The sequence below is a fragment of the Dehalococcoidia bacterium genome, from assembly GCA_021295915.1.
In the GTDB taxonomy this organism is placed as follows: Bacteria; Chloroflexota; Dehalococcoidia; order Lucifugimonadales; family UBA1123; genus VXRN01.
Genome location: JAGWBK010000071.1, coordinates 1 through 18,123 on the forward strand (window position 1 = coordinate 1; position 18,123 = coordinate 18,123).

Consider the following 18,123-nt stretch of genomic DNA (forward strand, 5'->3'; position numbering starts at 1 on the left):
TGTCCAGCTTCAGACTATTCATGCGCTTGTGTGCAGGCCGAGTTGGGCAACTGGTCAATCTCAGCTCACTGGGTTCGGATGCCGGTGTGTCCCACACAACGGTGCGGGAGTGGCTCACCATACTGGAGACGAGCTACATAATCTTCCAGCTACCACCGTTCTACGCCAATATCCGTAAGCGTCTGGTCAAGTCCCCCAAGATTTACTTCTACGACGTAGGGCTGGCCAGCTATCTCCTAGGAATCGAAAACGCGGAGCAAGTAACCACTCATCCTCTTCGCGGGGCACTCTTCGAGAATATGGTTGTTGCTGAGACACTCAAGTATCGCTTCAATCGTGGTCGTCAGCCCAACCTCTCTTTCTTCCGAGACTCAAGGGGCCTGGAATGTGATCTCCTCTACGAGACCGGTCACGGAATCCATGCAATTGAAGTAAAGTCGGGCGCTACGGTCTCCTCAGACTACTTCAGGTCACTAAACCGCGTTGCCGAGTTCGTGTGTATGGGGGCACAGTACGTCAGACCCGGAGCGACTGCGATGTTGTGCCGGCGAGTGAACTGGCCGGAGTACTCGAACGGTTCGAAGTCAACCAGGAGATCGAGGCCTTTGTGAGTAAGAGGAGAGGGTCAGCGCCTGCAGACACAGACGTCGCATCACTGGATGCAGTCTACCACACACACGTCCGACCGATGCTTGATGGATTGGAGTCGGCATTCAAGCCACTAGGAGAAGAGTTATTTCGAACCAGCCACCGAAGCTTTTCAATTGCGTTAGGTCAAAATGCCGGAGTCGACATCGGTGGTTTCCTTGAACCAAGGAACTGGGAGAAGACGAAGAATCAGTACATATTGATCAGGGGATTCAAGCTGAGTGTCGACCGACCGCTTCTGCTTAAGCACAACTGCCGATTCAATGGGTACACAGGCATTGGTCGTCAAGACTTTAGCCTGACGGTCTCAATAGAGTGGCAGCTTGACGACAAAGGTGTTTCGCGACGAGTGATAGTCGACGATACTCCCACTTCACAATTGGAAGACCGCACTAGCTATTCAGAACTGGATATTCTTCCGGTAAACGTAGATCACATAGTTGCTCAGGTTGTCGAGCTCATGATGACGCGAATAGCTGCGCTGTCCAGCACGTAGGAACCCACAAGGGCTACCGGCTCACTGCGAACTGATGCGGTAAGCCTTGCGCGGATCTAGCTGTTGAGGCTGCGATGATTGCGTTTCGCAGCGACCTTGGGGCCCTTCAGCAGATGTTCGTAGAGGCCGGAGAGGACGAGGTCGGGCACACCGATCTCCTTATGATTCTGAGTGCGCTATGTGTTACAATTTCAACATTGATATTAGTTGTTGTTGTTAATTACCAACATAGGTCACGCACCTCCCCAGAACTGTAGTCGAGTGAAAGGGTCTGATCGAATAGCTGAACTTAGAAATCGATACGCTGAGGCTCTGGTGGGTGGTGAGGGTGAGCTGGCGCGGTCGTTGGTTGGGCGGGCCGTGGGCAGGGGTGTTAGCCATATCGAGATTTATCTCGAGGTGCTGGCGCCGGCTCAGGTCAGAGTTGGGGAGCTGTGGCACGAGGGACGCGTCAATGTGGCACAGGAACACCTGGCTACCACGATCACCCTCGACATCATGGACCACCTCAGGCAGGGCATGACGACGCCCACCGGACTTGGTGTGCGGGCAGTGGTGACGCCGGTGGAGGGCGACCAGCATAGCGTCGGGGCGCGAATGATCGCCGACCTGCTGGCGATGGACGGCTGGGAGGTCGACTTCCTGGGGACCGGCACACCGGCGTCAGACCTGGGTGAGTTCGTTCGTCATCGCAACGTCGATCTCGTGGCGATCTCGTCGGCGATGCCGGAATTCCTCCCTAACGTCAGGGCTGCCACAGACGTTATACGCAGAGTGGCCTCGCCAGGACCCAGGATCATGTTGGGCGGCGGAGCCCTCGAAAGCGCATCCCTCGACATCAAGACGTTGGGGTGCGACGCCATCGTCGGCAACGCGCTGGAGGCCGTGAGCGAGGCGCGCCGACTGGTCGGACTGACCGATGAGAACCTGACGCTGGGAGAACACCTGACCCTCATGGGCAGACGGATCAACTCAGCGCGGACTTCCCGAAGGATGACTCAGCAGCAGTTGGCTGATGCGGCCGAACTGGACCGCACGTACATCAGCCTAGTCGAACATGGCAGGCAGAACCTTTCTATTGGAGCCGTGCTGAAGATCGCGAACGCGCTGGAAGTGCCGATGGGCGATCTGCTGGCGCTGCCTTCAGCGGGACCTCGACTGAGGCATAAATGATGCCTACTCCAAACCATAACGATATGTATGGCAACAGCCTAACTTTGATTGCTAGCCTTTAGGTAACAACATTCAACAGCCCTCATCTTCTGGAGAAAAACCTTGATCAGATTTGTCACAGGACTTGCGCTGCGTCGCAGGTCAGTTACCGTACTCGCCGTCATACTTGTGCTGGCGGCGGGGATATTCACCTACCGGAGTCTGCCGGTGGAGCTGTTCCCGGAGATCGAGTTTCCGCTGGTTACCGTGACCACGTTCTACCCGTCGGCCAACCCGGATGCGGTGGTGCGGGACGTTACCGAGCCCATCGAGGCGGCCATCACAGGAGTTGACGGACTCGACGCGATGCAGTCGATCTCGACCGAGAACCGGTCGATCATCCTGGCCTCGTTCGAGTTCGGGACGGACATGTCCAACGCCGAGAACGTCATCAACTCAAACGTAGGAGGGATCTCATTCCCCGGTGGAGTCAACGACCCTATCGTCGCCCGCATCAACCCGGACGAGTTCCCGGTGCTGCAGCTAAGCGTCATCAACGGCGGCGACGTTGCGGAACTGCAGCGCATTGTCGAATCGCGGATTGTGCCGGAGATATCGGCGGTAGAGGGCGTCTTCGGTGTCGAGGTCTCAGGAGGCGTCGAGCGCAGGGCGCTCGTGTCGGTCGATCTCGAGAAGGCGTCCGAAAAGGGCGTGTCGCTGTTCCAGATCTCGCAGGCGCTGCGCGAGAACAGCATCACGCTGCCGGGCGGCGTTATTTCGAACGGCGGCAAGCTGCTGCCGATCAAGACGACCAACTCTTACTCGTCGCTTGACGACCTGCGTGGACTGGTTGTGAGCAGTCCGGCGGCGTTCGGCGGTATGCCGGCCGGCGGGCCGGGAGCGTCGGGGCCACCGGCACAGGCACCTTCGACAAGTGCTGGGCAGGCTCCTTCGACAGGCTCAGGACAGGCCCTTTCGGCAGGCTCTGGGCAGGCCCCCTCGGCAGGCTCAAGACAGGCTGTCACGCTTGGCGACGTGGCGGACGTCACGCTTGGGTCGGGCATCCCGACGAGCATATCCAGGACGAACGGCCAGCCGAGCATGAGTATCGCAGTCGTCAAGCACCCGGACGCCAACACGATCGACGTGACGACGGGCGTCCAGGATGCGCTGGCCAGTATCCGAGGCGAACTGAATGGCGCGGAGATCGTGACTTTCAGGGACCAGGGTCCTGACATCCAGTCGCAGATCTCTACCCTCGAGCGTGAGGCCATCCTGGGGCTGACGCTTGCCATCTCGGTCGTATTCCTGTTTTTCCTGACGCTAAGACCATCAGTCATCATGGGCGTTCTCAGGACGCTTCGCCCCACGGTGGTGATCGGTTTGTCGATACCCCTGAGCATATTCATGGGCGTGCTGCTCATGAGCTGGCAGGGGCTGGCCCTGAACTTCATGACACTTGGTGGGCTCGCGATATCGGTCGGCAGGGTCGTGGACGACAGCATCGTGGTGCTGGAGAACGTGTACCGCAACATCGAGGGCGGCAAGGAGCGGTGGCGTCGAGGTCGGCCCGGCGATCACGGCGTCCACGCTTACGACAATCGTAGTCTTCCTGCCGCTCGCCTTCATCGAGGGGCTGGTTGGAGCGTTCTTCTTCCCGTTCGCTATCACCGTCAGCTTTGCACTGATCGCATCGCTCGTGGTCGCGCTCACCGCCGTTCCGGTGCTGGGAGCGTACCTGCTCAGGCCCGGTGACCTCCCCGAGGGCACGGGCGAAGAGGACGACCTGCCCGAGACCGACACATGGCTTCAGCGCGTGTACACGCCGATCCTGGTGACCGCGCTGCGGCACAAGGCGATCACGCTGATCGCGGCACTCGTCATTACCCTGGGCAGCCTAAGCCTGATCGGGATCATCCCGGTGAACCTCTTCGGGTCGGGCGGGCCGAGGTTCGTACAGATCAACATGAACCTCACGCCGGGCACGCCGGCGCAGGCGACGTTGAACGAAGTGGGTTTGATCGAGGACCAGCTTGAGCCGTTATCGGATGTGTACGTGACAACCGTGGGAAGTCCAGCTGCTGCTTTCGGAGCGGACGGACCGGGCGGATTCAACCAGTCCAGCACACTGGTACGGCTAAGAGAAGACGCCCCCGAAAACACGGCCGACACGTTGAGAAACAACCTCAGAAGCTCCGAGGGGCGGATAATCAACGTCCTGGAGATCGTCGATGGACCGCCGCAGGCAGGTCTCGACATCATCATTACCGGCCCGAACTATTCGGACATCTCAGCCGTCACGGTCCAGCTTATGGACGAGCTGAACAGGGTGCCGGGGGTTGAAAACGTTACCAGTAACGTGAGCGAGGCAAGAGACGAGATCGTAATCAACGTCGACCCAGCGCGTGCGGCCTCTGTGGGTCTCAGCACGCAGCAGGTGGCGTTCCAGGTGAACCAGTTCCTGACCGGGCAGACCGTAACGCAGATCGAGGTCGATGGCGAGCCTGTCGACGTGGTGCTTGCCGCTCGGACTGACAGCATAAACAGCCTGGAGTCGCTGAGCGGCATGATGGTCTCAGGCCCGTTGGGTTCGAGTCCTCTGAGCGAGATCGCCTCTGTTGTCGAGACCGACGGGCCGGTGACCATCACCCGGACCGACGGATCGAGGTCTGCATCCATCACCGGGAGCATCACGTCCGACGACACACAGGCCGTAGGGCAGCAGATCCAGCAGATAATCGACGGTCTGGTGATGCCGCCGGGTGTCGAAGTTACCAACGGCGGCGTGTTTGCCCAGATAGCCGAGGGCTTCCAGAGCATCTTCCTGGCGATGATCGTGGGCGTCGTGGGCGTCTACCTTGTAATGGTCGCCAGCCTCGGCTCACTGAGAAACCCGTTCGTGATCATCACGAGCCTGCCGCTGGCGATCATCGGTGCGCTGGCCGCGCTGGCGATTACAGGCCGGTCGCTGGGTCTCCCCGCGATGATGGGCATTCTGATGCTGATCGGAATAGTGGTCACCAATGCGATCGTGCTGATCTCGTTCGTCGAGCAGCTGCGTGAGCGGGGTCTGGGCGTGTACGACGCGCTGATACAGGGCGGACGAGTGCGGCTGCGGCCGATACTCATGACGGCGATCACGACGAGCATCGCGCTGCTGCCGCTGGCCGCGTTCGTCGAAGACGAGGGCGGCATACTCAGCGCGGAGCTTGCGACTGTCGTGATAGGCGGCCTCGCGAGCTCGACGGTGCTGACGCTCGTGGTGGTGCCAGTCGTGTACACGCTGGCGAATGAGAGCATTCCCAGCCTGCTCAGACGGGTATTCAGGCGGGGTGCGGCTGTTCCCCAGCCTGAAGCTGCCTTGGGGGACTAGCAGATTGCGTGGGTCCGTCATTCCGGCGAAAGCCGGAACCCACGAAGTGGCTCGCCGCTCGGCAATCCAGAGGGGTGTGGGTGGTGATTGCGAGCTTGTAATGAGATCGTTTTCACCCTCACCCCAGCCCTCTCCCCTAGGAGAGGGGGCTCTCGACAGGTCTCGAATGGGAATGACAGATGAAACACTCACCACGTCAGATTGCTGAAATCGCGGCAGCGCTAGAGCTGGAATTCGACGACATCTCGCTGCTGGAGCAGGCGCTGGTACACGGCTCGTTCGTCTCGGAGTTTCCAGGCGTATTCGAGGAGTCGAACCAGCGCCTGGAGTTCCTGGGAGATGCAGTCCTGGGACTGATCGTCGCGCAGGAGTTGATGACCAGGTTCCCGGAGTGGCCTGAGGGCCGCATGACGCAGGTGCGCGCCACGCTGGTGGATGGGCAGTCGCTGTCTGAGATCGGCGCGAGGCTCGGACTGGGCAAATGGCTCGTCATGGGCAGGGGCGAGATCGACAGGGGGGGCAGCGAGCGCAAGTCGAACCTCGTCGACGCATTTGAGGCGCTGGTGGGCGCGCTGTTCCTGGACCAGGGGTACGAAGCGTCGCGCGAGTTCGCTCTTCGCGTCATGGACCCTGAGCTGGAGATTGCCGCCGAGGCGGAGACGGCCCCACGCCACCCCAAGTCGCTGCTGCACGAGGCGGCGATGGAACGCGGCTACGGGCCTCCGGTGTACGAGACGGTCGGGATGAAGGGTTCGAGTCACGACCCGACGTTCACAGTCCAGGCCGTGGTGAACGGCGTCGCGATGGGGACGGGCCAGGGTCGTAGCAAGAAGGTGGCGGGGGCTGAGGCAGCGGTGGCGGCGCTGGGGGCGCTGGGGAGCGGGTGAGGTCTCCAACGAGCCTATATTCACACCGGGGTCGGCCGCTATGTGCGACGTCTTCTCCTCACGATGCAATGGACCTCGCCGTACAGCCGTCCCGATATAACGTCGAGCGAGTCATGTTCGATGTCCTCGAACACTCCCAATTTGCTTGTCCACCTGCTGTCAGACAACTGTCGAGCAGCGTGTGTCCAGAGATTACCTTGGGCGAATAGGGCCACTTTGTCGTAGCCGTCTTCCAGATCATCGCTGTCGCAACGCTCGTATCCCAGTGCGAGAAAGACGTCCTCCAAGGTCTCTATGGTTGGAGAACGATACCCGACCCATCGGTAGCCAGGGAGGTGGCTCCACCAAACATCCTGTCGGCCAAGTGCCCAAGCGATGCAGTTGTAACGGTCATCGGGCTCGCTGGTGACGTCGTAACGCAGTCCAGGGAACGTCTCATCTATCCACGATGCGCTGCTACTGGCAGAATCCATTCTGGCGTCCCCACTCGAGCCAAGCATTAGCCATTCCCGCAATGTTGCCCTGGCACTCCTCAGGTACAGGATCTACACCTGTAATTGAGTGGAGTGCCCAGAACCAGTGGTCGGGCTGACGGTCGAGTTCACTGAGGATCATAGGGATAGCGTCCTCGCCCATTCCGATTATCCTCTGGTATGAAGGGTGCATCACCATGTCGGCTACATCGACACTTCGAGGCCGATCATCCCGCCATTCCTCGGCGAGACGGTCAAAGAGTGATACACAGCTCTGTGGCATGCGCTCCGACACGTGGACTTTTGTGAGCCAACTTTCGATAGCCTCTGCCGCAATATCGTCGACTCGCCTGCCAGTCTTAGCAGCCTCATCTTCGAGGGCCCTGTAGAGAGTATTGTTCAATGTGAGTGTGTTCATGTGCTAACCACTGTAGGAGGACATTCATCAGTTCCCGGCCAAGCATCGTAAGCGAGAAGTTGCGATTGTCTCCCTGAACAAGAAATGGGCGATAAGCCACGAGTCGACTATTGGATCAAGAGTAATTATAGCACAAGAGGTACAGCGTTACGCATTACGTAGTCACATAGCCGAAACGTAACTTCCAGGATGCAGTCCGTCAGTCGGCTGACGCGTACTTGTGGCCTAGTTCTTCTTCCCAGCGGAGGTAGTTGACCATGTCGGCGTAGCCGCGATCTGGGCCCATGGGGAGGTTGTCGTTGGGTGGGGACATGACGCCGGTTAGGCCGACCTCTGCGTCGCGGCCGGAGGCTCGCCACGCGCCGGTGCCGCCCTGGAGTGTGCTGACGTCGGTGTAGCCCAAGCCCGTTAGCGTGGCTGCTGCCAGTGCGGACTGCGCTCCGCCGTCGAGGCAGGTGACGACGATCGGGGCGTCCTTGTCAGGCGCGACGTCGTCGATCCTGAACTCCAGCCAGCCTCTCGGAATCCACGACGCGCCGGGGACGTGGCCCTGGGCGAACTCGGCGCTGAGACCGACGTGGATGATGCGGGTGGATGGAGAGGCGGCAGCAACTTCGTCCGCCGTCACTGTGGTTACCGACTTGCCTGCGACCGGTCTCATACCGGTGTCGGGCGCGCCGCTCTCGAGGACGCGACCGGACTCGGCCCACGCGGACGTGCCGCCGTGAAGTGCGTACACTTCCTCGAAGCCCATCAGCCTGTACCACGACGCTGCGAACGCGGCGCGCGCCCTGCCGTCGCAGCAGAACACGATTGGCGCGTTGTGAACGACGGCGACCTCGTCGGCGCGCTGCACGGCCTGTCCTCCGGGGAACCACCTAAAGCCGGGAATGTGACCCCCGGCGTACTCTGAGTCGGTGCGGACGTCTACGAGGTACACGGTCTCGGACGTCCGGCGCTCCATCAGGGAGTCGAGCGCGGACACGTCGATGTAGCGGACTCCGTCCTGCTCAACTAGCTGGTCGGCGTACCGCTCTGCGGCGGCTAGGCCATCTTCAGTCGGCTCCGGGAGGTCGAGACGGTCCGCGCCGTACTCAAGCTGGTACCCGGCGAGAACCCATCCCGCGGTGCCGTTTTCGAGTCCGACGACGTTCTCGACGCCCATGCGCTGGAGCAGCCGGGTGCCGATGATGCTCCTGGTGCGACCGGCGCAGTTGATGATGACGGTAGTATCGTCGTCCACGTCGCTGAGGATGTCGCTTATGTACAGAGCCAACTCGCCGTTCGGGACACTTCGACCGCCGGGGATGCAGTTGCGCTGGTACTCCTCGGGCGTACGAGTGTCGAGGATCACCATCTTGTCGCCGCGGTCCATCCTGCTTTGGAGCTCGACAGCGTCGATCTCGGGCACGTGGTGCTGAACCTGGACCTTCTCGCCGAAGTCCTTGCTGGGGACGTTGACTCCCCACTCGGTGGGACGCCGCTCGGTCACCCAGCGTGCCATGCCTCCCGCCATCGCTACGGCGTTGCGGTAACCGAGGCCTCGGAGCGTCTCGGCGGCGAGTTCGGCACGTCGACCGTCGTCGTCGCACAGAACGACCGTTGCGTCTGCGTGCGGGACGGAGTCAACGATGCGTAGCTCAAGCTCCCTGCGCGGGATCAGGCTCGCTCCGACGATGTGCGAGGAGTTGTACTCGCCCGATTCCCGGACGTCGATCAGCGCGAACGGCTGGTCGCCTGCGAGGAGGTCTGCAACTTCGGCGCATGAGATGGTTGGTGGCATGGCGTTCTCTCCACTGGTGGATAGGTGAATCTACTAGCGCACGGATTGTTGGAATCAGACCTTTTCACCCTCACCCCAGCCCTCTCCCCCGTATCAAGCACGGGGCAGGCTCTGAGGGAGAGGGGGGTTTGCTGAGGTCTCCTGTATGAGCTTGTCAGGATTAGGGCAGTAGGGGCGGTTCGCGAACCGCCCCTACGTTGGATTTCAAACGGGGCCGTTATCCCCGGCTAGCAGTTGTCGAAGCGGCTGGTGGCGAAGTGCTTCACTTCGCAGGTCTCCAGGTTATACCTGCTGCGCTGCAGGCCTCTCAGGTCGTTGCCGTAGACGTGGATCTCTACCGTCGGGGTGTCAGAGTAGTTGTCCATCTGGTGGATCTCGTCGACCTCTGGGACCAGCAGGCTGACATCGCCGGGCAGGACGAGCGTCTCGCGGTCCTTCTCGATCTCAGCGTAGTCGTCGCGGGAGCGGTCGTCGTGGCGCTTGAAGCGGGTCTCGGTGATGCCGTTGTCCATCACGCCGATCATGCGGCCGATGTGGTCGCCGGGGCCCCATACTACTGTCGTGACCAGCAGGCCGTTGTCGCCGTAGTGGAGCACGAAGGTGCCGTGGTTGCGTCCGGGGGCCGGCATCCGGTACTGCTCGGGGATTGCGTCCGGGTTGACTATCAGCCGCTCCAGGTACGAAGAGCCGCGATCGAAGAGCCGCTCCTGATCAGGCTGCTCGTCGACGAGAGTGCTCATGTCGTGGATGAACTCGTCTAGTGCGTACTTAACGGTTGTCATGGTGGTCCCTCCTGTTCAGGTTGGTCCTATTTTCATACTTGGGATGGTGGGTTGTCTATTCACCCTCACCCCCGTATCAAGTACGGGGCAGGCTCCAGCCCTCTCCCATCAAGGGAGAGGGGGTCTAGTCTGGGTGATAACTTACGCGCTCTGCGTGAGGATCTCTCGCAGGCGGTTGGCTACTATCTCTTCTTCACCGTCCCTGACGTTTACGGGTATGAACGAGAAGCTGTCGTCGATGCGTGAGTCCCTGATGCGTATGCCGGGGTCGCCATCCTCGAGTTGCTGTACGATTTCGGCGATGGACGGGCCGGTCCACGACGGTGTCAGGCTGACGTGTGCACGGGCGGTGTTGTTGTCCGGCTCATCTAGCTCGGGGCGGGCCTCCAGCAACTCGACGTCGAGTCCGTCTATGCCCTGTAGATGGTCGGCGACGTGGGCGCACTTGGCCCTCCAGTTGGCCTGGACTGCGTCGAAGTCTGTGTCGACGAACATCTCGAGCGCGGTCACGAGTCCTGCGATCTCCTCCTTGCAGACCTTCGCAGCGCGTCCGATTGCCTCGGAGTTCGGAGCCGAGTTTGCGTAGGCCGCCTCGATGAGGTCGGCGCGTCCGGCAAGTATGCCGGTCGACTGTGGACCGAGCACGCCCTTGCCTCCGCTGAAGCTCACCAGGTCGGCTCCCTGATCGATGAACTTGGTCAGGTTCTCAGGCGGCGGCAGCATGGCAGCGGCGTCCACGATGACCGGGACACCGCGCTCGTGAGCGATCTCGACGACCCTGGGCAACGGCAGCGCACCGCCACGTCGGGGACCGAACACGTAAGCGACTGCGGCAGTGTTCTCGTTGATCGCGGACTCGAGCTCCCACTCGTGCGTGGTGCCGGTGTTGCCAATCTCGATAAGCTGCGCGCCGGTGACGCGGAAGCTGTGATCGTAGTTGACCCGATGTGCGCGGTGGATGACGATCTCGTTCTTCATGCCGGTGGTATCGGGCAACTGCCAGATCCTGGCGGGGTCGTTGCCGGCTATGCACGCGGCGGACTCGAGAACCATCCCGGCTGCAGACCCTGCGGTGACCAGTCCGGCCTCCGCGCCGGTCAGACGCGCGATGACCTCACCGGCCTTCTGGTTGAGCTCATGGAGGTCGACGAACCAGCGGGAGGCCTCGTTCATCGACTCGACCACTGCGGGGGGCATGATGCTGCCTCCGTACACGGTGATCCAGCTAGCGGCGTTGATGATGCGCTTGACGCCGAGGCGGCTGTAGAACTCGTTGGTCTGGCTAGTCATGAGGGTCTCCGTTGGTATGCAGTCTGGTTTGGAGCCCAGATTACCACATTCGCCGAGTGCCTAAAGGCTCTTAACGTCGTAGGGGCGGTTCGCGAACCGCCTCTACAATTTCATACGCCTATGTCAAGCCCTCGCTAACGGCCGGCGAAGGAGGGGGTGCGCTTTTCGGCGAAGGCTCGGATGCCTTCCTGGGCGTCTTCGGTGCGCTGGAGGCGGCGGTTGACTATACCGGCCAGGCGGACTCGGTCCTCGAGGCGCATGCTCAGTCCTCGCACCGTGACCTCCTTGATGGCGCGCATGGCGAGCGGTGCGTTGGCCATCAGCGTGTCGACGTACTCCTGGGTGGCTGATTCCAACTCGTCGTGCGGTACGACCTTGTTGACCAGGCCTAGCTCCAAAGCGCGGTCGGCGGAGATCATGTTGCCAGTGAACAGGAACTCGAACGCGTAGTTGAGCGGCACACGGTGCGCCAGCATGCACGGGCCGCTGACCGAGCCGATGCCTCGCCGCGCCTGCGGCCAGCCGAACTGCGCCTGGTCGGAGGCGATCCTGATGTCGGACGCCAGCGCGATTCCGCCTCCCTGGGCGAGACAGAAGCCGTTGATGGATGCGATGATCGGCTTGTAAATCTGTGTCTGGTAGACGTAGAGGTCCTCGGTGGAGATCTCGTCCTCGTAGAGATCGTCGCCGCGGCCGGACATCGAGACGAGGTCTTGCCTGTAATGACCGCCATCCATACGTCGGGGTTGTCGTTGACATCGTGCATGACGCGCCAGATCTCGTTGCGCATCTCAACGTCGATAGCGTTGAGCTTGTCCGCCCGGTTGAAGGTTACGTATCCGACCCTGTCCCTTATTTCGTACTCGACTGTTGTCATGATTCACCGTCCCACTGAAGTTCTTTTGCCTTTTCTCTAACCAGCACAGCCTAAGGCGAGGTTGAGGCGTCCTGCAACTTTAGGCAGGTGGGGACTAGGTAATAGAGAAAATGTCTCAGAATGTGGTTCTTAGTGCCTCCTCTCCCTTGATGGGAGAGGACTGAGGTGAGGGTGAGAGGTACAATCCATCTCATCCCCGGATCAAGTCCGGGGCAGGCCCTAACCTTCTCCCGCCAGGGGAGAAGGGACATTTGAGACACCCTCAATAGAGGGTAGTCCTGTGCGGTGTGACCCTAAGAGAAGATGGTATCCAGGCTGACGCTGAAGCCTTCGATGACCGTGGATGTCGCCGTTTCGTCTTCGGTGTGAGTCTGGTCTATCTCTAGCACTCCGTCCTGGGGTAGTAGGATGGATACTATCCTGTTGGTGGGATCGACTATCCAGTACTCGCGAACCCCGTGGGCGGAGTACAGCTCTCGCTTGGAACGCCAATCCCGCGTTGACGACGACGGCGACAGGATCTCTACGATGAGGTCGGGGGCTCCCTGCACGTTGGCAGGTGTCAGGATGTGCTCTCGCTCCCGTGAGATGAACAGGATGTCGGGCTGTACGACATCGGTGTCGGTGAACAGGACGTCGAATGGGGCACAGTACACCCAGCCAAGATCGTTTTCTTCCACGAACGAATGCATCCGGGTTAGCAGTCGTACGCTGGCCGATTGATGGCCTCTATTGGGCGATGCAACCAATATCAACTCTCCATTGAGAAGTTCGTAGCGTTCGTCGCCCTCGAGGTTGGCGTAGTCCTGATAGGTCAGCTTTGGTGTCGTGACCATGTTCGCCCTCCGGGTCTCGTGGGAAGATTACATGCCCCCTCTCCCTGAGTGAGAGGGTTGGGGTGAGGGTGAAAAGGCCTGGACACAAGCTACTGGCTACTGCCCCACACCCTTCTGGATTCCGGCCTTCGCCGAAATGACGGATTTGTGCGATCTACTCCTGTCAGGATTATAGCATTCGACAATAGCGTGCTAGGATAGGTCGCTGCCAAAACTAACTGGCACGGGACCCTACATTGAGACTAACCTCCACCCTGGTCCGGGCTTCCTCGCCCCTGGGCGTCTTTCGGTACCGCAACTTCTCGTTCGTGTGGAGCTCGACCGCACTGGTCGGCATCGGCACGCAGATGGAGTCGGCGGTGCTGGGTTGGTTTGTGCTATCGCTGACAGACTCGCCGTTCCTGGTGGGATCCATAGCCGCCGCGCGGATGGCGCTGAACTTCCTGGCCCTGTTCACCGGCGCCATCGCCGACAGGCTTCCCCGCAACCTGCTGCTGATTTCGGTCGAATTCGTCATGGGGATCATGGGCATCCTGATGCTGGCGCTGATCCTGACCGATACGCTGGAGGTGTGGCATATCTTCGCCATCACGCTGTTCATGGGCGTCGTCCGGCTCTTCCAGATGCCAGTCGCGCAGTCGCTGGTGGCCGACACGCTGCCGCGGGAGCGGGTGAACAACGGCGCGGCATTCAACACGGTGGCCATGAACATCGCCATGCTGGGCGGGCCGGTCATCGGAGGGCTGCTGTACAAGGCGTTCGGTCCGCAGGGAGCCTACCTGGCCATCGCGTCGCTGTACCTCGCCAGCGGTATGGTCGCCGTGGGCATCAGGATCGACCGTTCAGAAACTCCCCGCCCAACAGAGCCGGTGCTGCGCACGGTGGTCGACGGCCTGAAGTACGCGGCTGGCAACCAGGTCATCTGGGCCGTGCTGACAGCGGCAGTCGTCATCAACCTCGCCGGATGGACGGTACACACCAGCCTGGCTCCAATCTTCGCACGAGACGTACTGGGCACCGACTCTGCCGGACTGGGACTGCTGCTCTTCGCCTTTGGAGTCGGAGCGCTGAGCGGTTCACTGGGCCTGGCGATGGTGCCCAACCTGCGCCGAGTCGGCAGGCTGCTGGTCGTTGCTATTGTCTCGTGGCACACGATGGTTCTGGTCTTCTCGCTGTCCCGGTCTCTGTACCTGTCCATGGGACTATTCGCGCTGGTGGGCGTGGCGTTCGCGTCGACGCAGGTGCTGATACTCACGCTGCTGCTGCGCACCACGCAACAGGAGTTCCGGGGCAGGATCATGGGACTGCGATCGTTCTCCATCCTGGCCTACAGCTTCGGGAGCATCGCCGCCGGGGCCATCGCCGGAGTCTGGGGCGCGCCAGCGGCGGCGCAGGTGGTGGGCCTGGTCGGCATCACGCTGATCCTTGTGCTTGCTGTAGCGGCGCCGAAGCTGCGGGGGGCGTGAGGGTGGGAGCGAGTTTACCTTCCCGTTCTGCCCCTATGATAGATCTCACATCATGATGGTATGATGTGAGTGGAGGCATGGCACTATGATCAGGACGCAGATACAGCTTGATGAGACTACCTACACGTTGGCGAAGCAGCGGGCCTACTCGGAGAATAAATCTCTAGCTGCAGTGGTCAGGGAGGCACTTGACCAGTATCTGACGCCCTCGGCCGAACGGACAGGTGGGCTCGAAGGATTTACCTTCATCGGCTCAGGGCAGTCCCGGTCAGGCACGCCGCAAGCGCTGTCCGAGAGGCACGATGAAGCCCTCGCTGAGGATTTCGCTCGTTGATATTTCTCGACACCTCTGCGATTTTGGCTCTCGCCAACACACGAGACTCGCACCACGAAGAGGCCGTGGCCTCGCTCGAGAGCGTGGTGGCCGAAGGTCAAGCGTTGCTCACCCACAACTACGTCCTGGTGGAGTCTGCGGCACTGCTGCAGAACAGGCTCGGACTGGAGAGTTCGCTTGCATTTCTGTCGGATGCTGAGCGGTTCACCGTCCACTGGGTCTCTCCGTCCGATCATGCTGCCGCTGTCGAGATAGTGGCGGACCGCAATCTGCGTGGGCTAAGCCTCGTGGACTGCATGAGCTTCGTCGTTATGCGACAGTACTCCGTCAACACGGCGCTCGCTTTCGACGCGGACTTTGAGGCCGAGGGTTTCGAGACGGCTAGTTCGCTAACCCCGTAGCGCTGTGCAGGTCGAGTTCGAACTAGAGCTTTCCAAACTCTCATTCAATGCGTGCTGGCAGTGAATTCCTGATTCCTTAACCTCACTGCCTATCACCGGTGTCATGCCTAATAAGGCAATTCCCCTTCTCGACTCCGACGATCTAAGTCATCCCAGATATGCAGAAATGCTGCGATCTGCCCAGTGAGACCCAACTCTAAGTCTCTAGCCGGCTTGATCGGAGGAAGGACATTCTGTCTTCTTATGTCCCAGATTCCCGAATACCAAAGGTCACCCCACGATTCATTCTGTGCCTTCGCTTTATTCATCAGGTAGACAATGAATTGACGAGCTTGTCGAGAAGGCCGATCTGAGTTGAACCAGAGTTTAAGTGCCTGATAATCCCCCCCAACGGTTCGCAGGCCGACCTCCGGACGCACTGTGATCGTTAGACCGGCAATCGTCACATCGGTAGGAGGGACCGTGAAGTAGCCTCCCTCAACATTATGCCAATATGAGACATAAGCTTCGCTCAAGCGCCTGTAATGATCTCTCCTATCGTCGAACTTCTGGTTTTCCAAGAACAGTTCTAGCCCATCCTCGAAATACTCAATGTCCCTAGTGGTCCAGTGCGTTGCCTTCAGTTGATTTCTCAGCGGGCCATAATAGTCACGAACAATGTAACCCTCTGGGTCCATGAGTCGCGTCCTAATATCGCGTACTATTCTCACCTGTTCAGCTGGCCTAACTTCATAGAATCTGGCAAAACTCGACATGGGTATTTTAGGCATAGTGACCCCCTCTGGGGATATAGGCCCCCCTATTTTCTGGGAGTGCATATCATTAAATAGGGCGCCTCCTTCTTTTTTCAATACTGGGGGGTCTGCCCAGATTCTCAGAGCTTTTCTTCCATGTAGCACATCTTCCAGATAGAGTGACTTGCACTTCTGGCACGGGATCGGATTCAGGATTTGTTCAGTCCTGAGAGATTCACTATCTTCCCTAGGTTGGTTGTCACAGATGCGGCGATAGCCGTCCTGCTCAAACCAAAAGTGAGTTATGGAACCAGTGATGTCTGTATCAAGCCATATAGCAATGTCATTCACTGTAGTACCAGCTTCAAACCTGCTAATCGAAGGAGTCAGATCAGAAAACTTCAACCTCTTTCCTTACCACGCTTCGTTTACGCCCTGAATTCGGTCAAGGGTATCAGTAGGTCTAGCATTGTGCCCGCACTGGGATTCGGCGGCGTACTCATTTCGATGCCTGACGCTGACATGAAGATTTTTGCGAACTGTACCGTGCTACGTATAACGGCACTGTGGAGTTCGTCTGCGCGGGGCAGCCTCACGCACGACGGTGTAGGATGTGGAGCGTAGCGCCTTTACAGAAAACACCCCCAGAGGAGGCCGACCATGACTGAACTGCACGATCTGACTGTTGCCGAGGCGGCGAGGGCTATCAGGGAGCGTGAGGTGTCGGCTGAGGAGCTGATGTCGGCGCTTTTGGCTGTGTGCAGCGAGCTTGAGCGGCACCTCAATGTCTGGGTGACGCTGGACGAGGACGCGGCCCTCGAAGCGGCACGGCTGCGCGACAGGGAACTTGCATCCGAGGGACCTCGCGGGCCTCTGCACGGCGTGCCGGTGGGCGTGAAGGACATCTACTACACGCAGGGTGTGCTGACGACAGCCTGCTCGAAGATCCTGGCAGACTTCGTGCCGGACTTCGACGCTACAGCCGTCTCCAAGCTGCGACAGGCGGGCGCGGTCATCATGGGCAAGACGGTCACGACCGAGTTCGCGTGCGGCGATCCGCCTCCGACGCGCAACCCGTGGAACCACGCGCACACGCCGGGAGGGTCGAGCTCGGGCTCGGCGGTCGGCGTCATCGCGAAGATGTTCCCGGCGGCGCTCGGGTCGCAGACCGGCGGGTCGGTGCTGCGCCCGGCGGCGTACAACGGCGTGGTCGGGCTCAAGCCCACGTTCGGCAGGATCAGCAGGTACGGCGTCGTGCCGGTGTCGGCGTCGCTGGACACGATGGGGCACTATGGCCGGACCGTCGAGGACACGGCGATGCTTCTCGACGCGATGTCGGGATACGACCCCAACGACCCCGGATCGGTTGACGCGCAGATTCCCAATTATCACGCGGCGTCGCTGGCACCTCAGTCCGCTCCGCGCATCGGGCTGGTGCGCACCCACTTCTGGGAGAAGGCCACTGAGGAGACTCAGGAGCACGCGGACTCGATAGCCCGGCAGTTTGCGGAGGCGGGAGCGGTCGTGGAGGACATCGAGCTGTCCCCGGACCCCTTCGACGATATGCTGTGGGCGCACCGGATACTCATGTCGACCGAGGGCGCAGACTTTCACCGGGAATGGTTCGTGGACCGGGCGGACGACTACTCGCCAAAGGTGCGCGTGATGATCGAGGACGGACTGCAGGTGAGCGCGGTGGACTACCTTAAGGCGAAGGACGTGCAGGCGGCGTTCACCCGCGACGTGACCGAGGCGATGCGGCCCTTCGACGTGGTGATGACTCCGTCGACTCCGTCGTCCGCGCCGCGTGACCTCAGCACCACCGGAGACCCGATGTTCCAGTCGCCGTTCACGTTCGGCGGCTTCCCGACGATCACGCTGCCATCGGGGTTCGACAGCAACGCGATGCCGCTGGGGGTGCAGCTCGGTACCCCGCACTGGGAGGAGGCGAAGCTGCTATCAGTCGCGGCGTGGGCGGAGGGAATTCTGGATTAAGAATAGTGAATGGTGAATTAAGCGCCGCAGCGCTTTTCTGAATTCTTAATTCACTATTCTCAATTTGGCGGGGACTAGTCGGCTGCCATGGTCTAGCTTCGCTTCCGTGCGGCCTTGTAGGCGGCGGCCATCTTCATGCTCTGCCGGATGATGTCGCGCTCCTCGTCGGTGAAGTCCG

The 18,123-nt window shown here is 60.3% G+C and carries 17 protein-coding genes; 9 read left to right on the plus strand and 8 right to left on the minus strand.

Going from position 1 to position 18,123, the window contains the following annotated elements; genetic code table 11:
* The 5 genes from J4G14_14570 to rnc form a co-directional block, all read left to right on the plus strand.
* Positions 1-611: DUF4143 domain-containing protein (locus J4G14_14570; protein MCE2459015.1), on the plus strand; the 611-nt coding region annotated here is incomplete at its 5' end.
* Positions 608-1,144, plus strand: a complete 537-nt coding sequence (locus J4G14_14575) for a hypothetical protein (protein ID MCE2459016.1) — start codon at positions 608-610, stop codon at positions 1,142-1,144. The genes J4G14_14570 and J4G14_14575, both read left to right, overlap by 4 nt.
* A 261-nt stretch (positions 1,145-1,405) precedes the next feature.
* The gene (locus J4G14_14580; GenBank protein MCE2459017.1) at positions 1,406-2,317 is read left to right on the plus strand and encodes a cobalamin-dependent protein; all 912 of its coding nucleotides are present in this window, start codon (positions 1,406-1,408) and stop codon (positions 2,315-2,317) included.
* A 102-nt stretch (positions 2,318-2,419) separates the two neighbouring features.
* Positions 2,420-4,051, plus strand: coding sequence for an efflux RND transporter permease subunit (locus tag J4G14_14585; protein ID MCE2459018.1), 1,632 nt, complete (start codon positions 2,420-2,422; stop codon positions 4,049-4,051).
* A gap of 1,797 nt (positions 4,052-5,848) precedes the next feature.
* Positions 5,849-6,556, plus strand: coding sequence for a ribonuclease III (rnc, locus tag J4G14_14590; GenBank protein MCE2459019.1), 708 nt, complete (start codon positions 5,849-5,851; stop codon positions 6,554-6,556).
* 38 nt (positions 6,557-6,594) lie between these two features.
* Here the strand turns inward: rnc and J4G14_14595 are convergent, their stop codons facing one another.
* The 7 genes from J4G14_14595 to J4G14_14625 form a co-directional block, all read right to left on the minus strand.
* The gene (locus J4G14_14595; GenBank protein ID MCE2459020.1) at positions 6,595-7,029 is read right to left on the minus strand and encodes a hypothetical protein; all 435 of its coding nucleotides are present in this window, start codon (positions 7,027-7,029) and stop codon (positions 6,595-6,597) included.
* Positions 7,013-7,447 carry a hypothetical protein gene (locus J4G14_14600; GenBank protein MCE2459021.1) on the minus strand — a complete coding sequence of 145 codons (435 nt, stop codon included), beginning with the start codon at positions 7,445-7,447 and terminating at the stop codon, positions 7,013-7,015. The genes J4G14_14595 and J4G14_14600 overlap by 17 nt, the downstream gene beginning before the upstream one ends.
* 199 nt (positions 7,448-7,646) lie before the next feature.
* A complete protein-coding gene (locus J4G14_14605; protein ID MCE2459022.1) occupies positions 7,647-9,230 on the minus strand; it encodes a sulfurtransferase in 1,584 nt (527 codons plus the stop codon).
* Positions 9,231-9,457: 227 nt separating this feature from the next.
* Positions 9,458-10,012: a hypothetical protein gene (locus tag J4G14_14610; GenBank protein MCE2459023.1), complete on the minus strand. Its 555-nt coding sequence runs from the start codon at positions 10,010-10,012 to the stop codon at positions 9,458-9,460.
* Positions 10,013-10,153: 141 nt separating this feature from the next.
* On the minus strand, positions 10,154-11,302 hold the full coding sequence (locus J4G14_14615) for an aminotransferase class V-fold PLP-dependent enzyme (protein ID MCE2459024.1): 1,149 nt from the start codon (positions 11,300-11,302) through the stop codon (positions 10,154-10,156).
* 134 nt (positions 11,303-11,436) lie between these two features.
* Entirely contained in the window at positions 11,437-12,003 is a 567-nt protein-coding gene (locus tag J4G14_14620; GenBank protein ID MCE2459025.1) for an enoyl-CoA hydratase/isomerase family protein, read from the minus strand.
* A gap of 469 nt (positions 12,004-12,472) precedes the next feature.
* On the minus strand, positions 12,473-13,015 hold the full coding sequence (locus tag J4G14_14625; GenBank protein ID MCE2459026.1) for a Uma2 family endonuclease: 543 nt from the start codon (positions 13,013-13,015) through the stop codon (positions 12,473-12,475).
* Between the two features lie 236 nt (positions 13,016-13,251).
* On the opposite strand from J4G14_14625, the gene J4G14_14630 reads away from it, so the two are divergent.
* From J4G14_14630 to J4G14_14640, 3 genes are all read left to right on the plus strand, one after another.
* Positions 13,252-14,481, plus strand: coding sequence for an MFS transporter (locus tag J4G14_14630; protein ID MCE2459027.1), 1,230 nt, complete (start codon positions 13,252-13,254; stop codon positions 14,479-14,481).
* An 85-nt stretch (positions 14,482-14,566) separates the two neighbouring features.
* A complete protein-coding gene (locus J4G14_14635; protein MCE2459028.1) occupies positions 14,567-14,815 on the plus strand; it encodes a hypothetical protein in 249 nt (82 codons plus the stop codon).
* Positions 14,812-15,216, plus strand: coding sequence for a PIN domain-containing protein (locus J4G14_14640; protein MCE2459029.1), 405 nt, complete (start codon positions 14,812-14,814; stop codon positions 15,214-15,216). Before J4G14_14635 ends, J4G14_14640 begins: the two co-directional genes overlap by 4 nt.
* 107 nt (positions 15,217-15,323) lie before the next feature.
* On the opposite strand, the gene J4G14_14645 is transcribed toward J4G14_14640, so the two are convergent.
* Positions 15,324-16,355, minus strand: a complete 1,032-nt coding sequence (locus J4G14_14645; GenBank protein MCE2459030.1) for a hypothetical protein — start codon at positions 16,353-16,355, stop codon at positions 15,324-15,326.
* A gap of 255 nt (positions 16,356-16,610) precedes the next feature.
* Between J4G14_14645 and J4G14_14650 the strand changes: the two genes are divergently transcribed.
* Positions 16,611-17,945 carry an amidase gene (locus tag J4G14_14650; GenBank protein MCE2459031.1) on the plus strand — a complete coding sequence of 445 codons (1,335 nt, stop codon included), beginning with the start codon at positions 16,611-16,613 and terminating at the stop codon, positions 17,943-17,945.
* Positions 17,946-18,123 lie beyond the last annotated feature (178 nt).

Bases quoted from the DNA above. Each gene is read 5' to 3' on its own strand.
- rnc (MCE2459019.1), top strand. From the start codon at position 5,849: ATGAAACACTCACCACGTCAGATTGCTGAAATCGCGGCAGCGCTAGAG.
- J4G14_14595 (MCE2459020.1), bottom strand. From the start codon at position 7,029: ATGGATTCTGCCAGTAGCAGCGCATCGTGGATAGATGAGACGTTCCCT.
- J4G14_14600 (MCE2459021.1), bottom strand. From the start codon at position 7,447: ATGAACACACTCACATTGAACAATACTCTCTACAGGGCCCTCGAAGAT.
- J4G14_14605 (MCE2459022.1), bottom strand. From the start codon at position 9,230: ATGCCACCAACCATCTCATGCGCCGAAGTTGCAGACCTCCTCGCAGGC.
- J4G14_14610 (MCE2459023.1), bottom strand. From the start codon at position 10,012: ATGACAACCGTTAAGTACGCACTAGACGAGTTCATCCACGACATGAGC.
- J4G14_14615 (MCE2459024.1), bottom strand. From the start codon at position 11,302: ATGACTAGCCAGACCAACGAGTTCTACAGCCGCCTCGGCGTCAAGCGC.
- J4G14_14620 (MCE2459025.1), bottom strand. From the start codon at position 12,003: ATGTCCGGCCGCGGCGACGATCTCTACGAGGACGAGATCTCCACCGAG.
- J4G14_14625 (MCE2459026.1), bottom strand. From the start codon at position 13,015: ATGGTCACGACACCAAAGCTGACCTATCAGGACTACGCCAACCTCGAG.
- J4G14_14635 (MCE2459028.1), top strand. From the start codon at position 14,567: ATGATCAGGACGCAGATACAGCTTGATGAGACTACCTACACGTTGGCG.
- J4G14_14650 (MCE2459031.1), top strand. From the start codon at position 16,611: ATGACTGAACTGCACGATCTGACTGTTGCCGAGGCGGCGAGGGCTATC.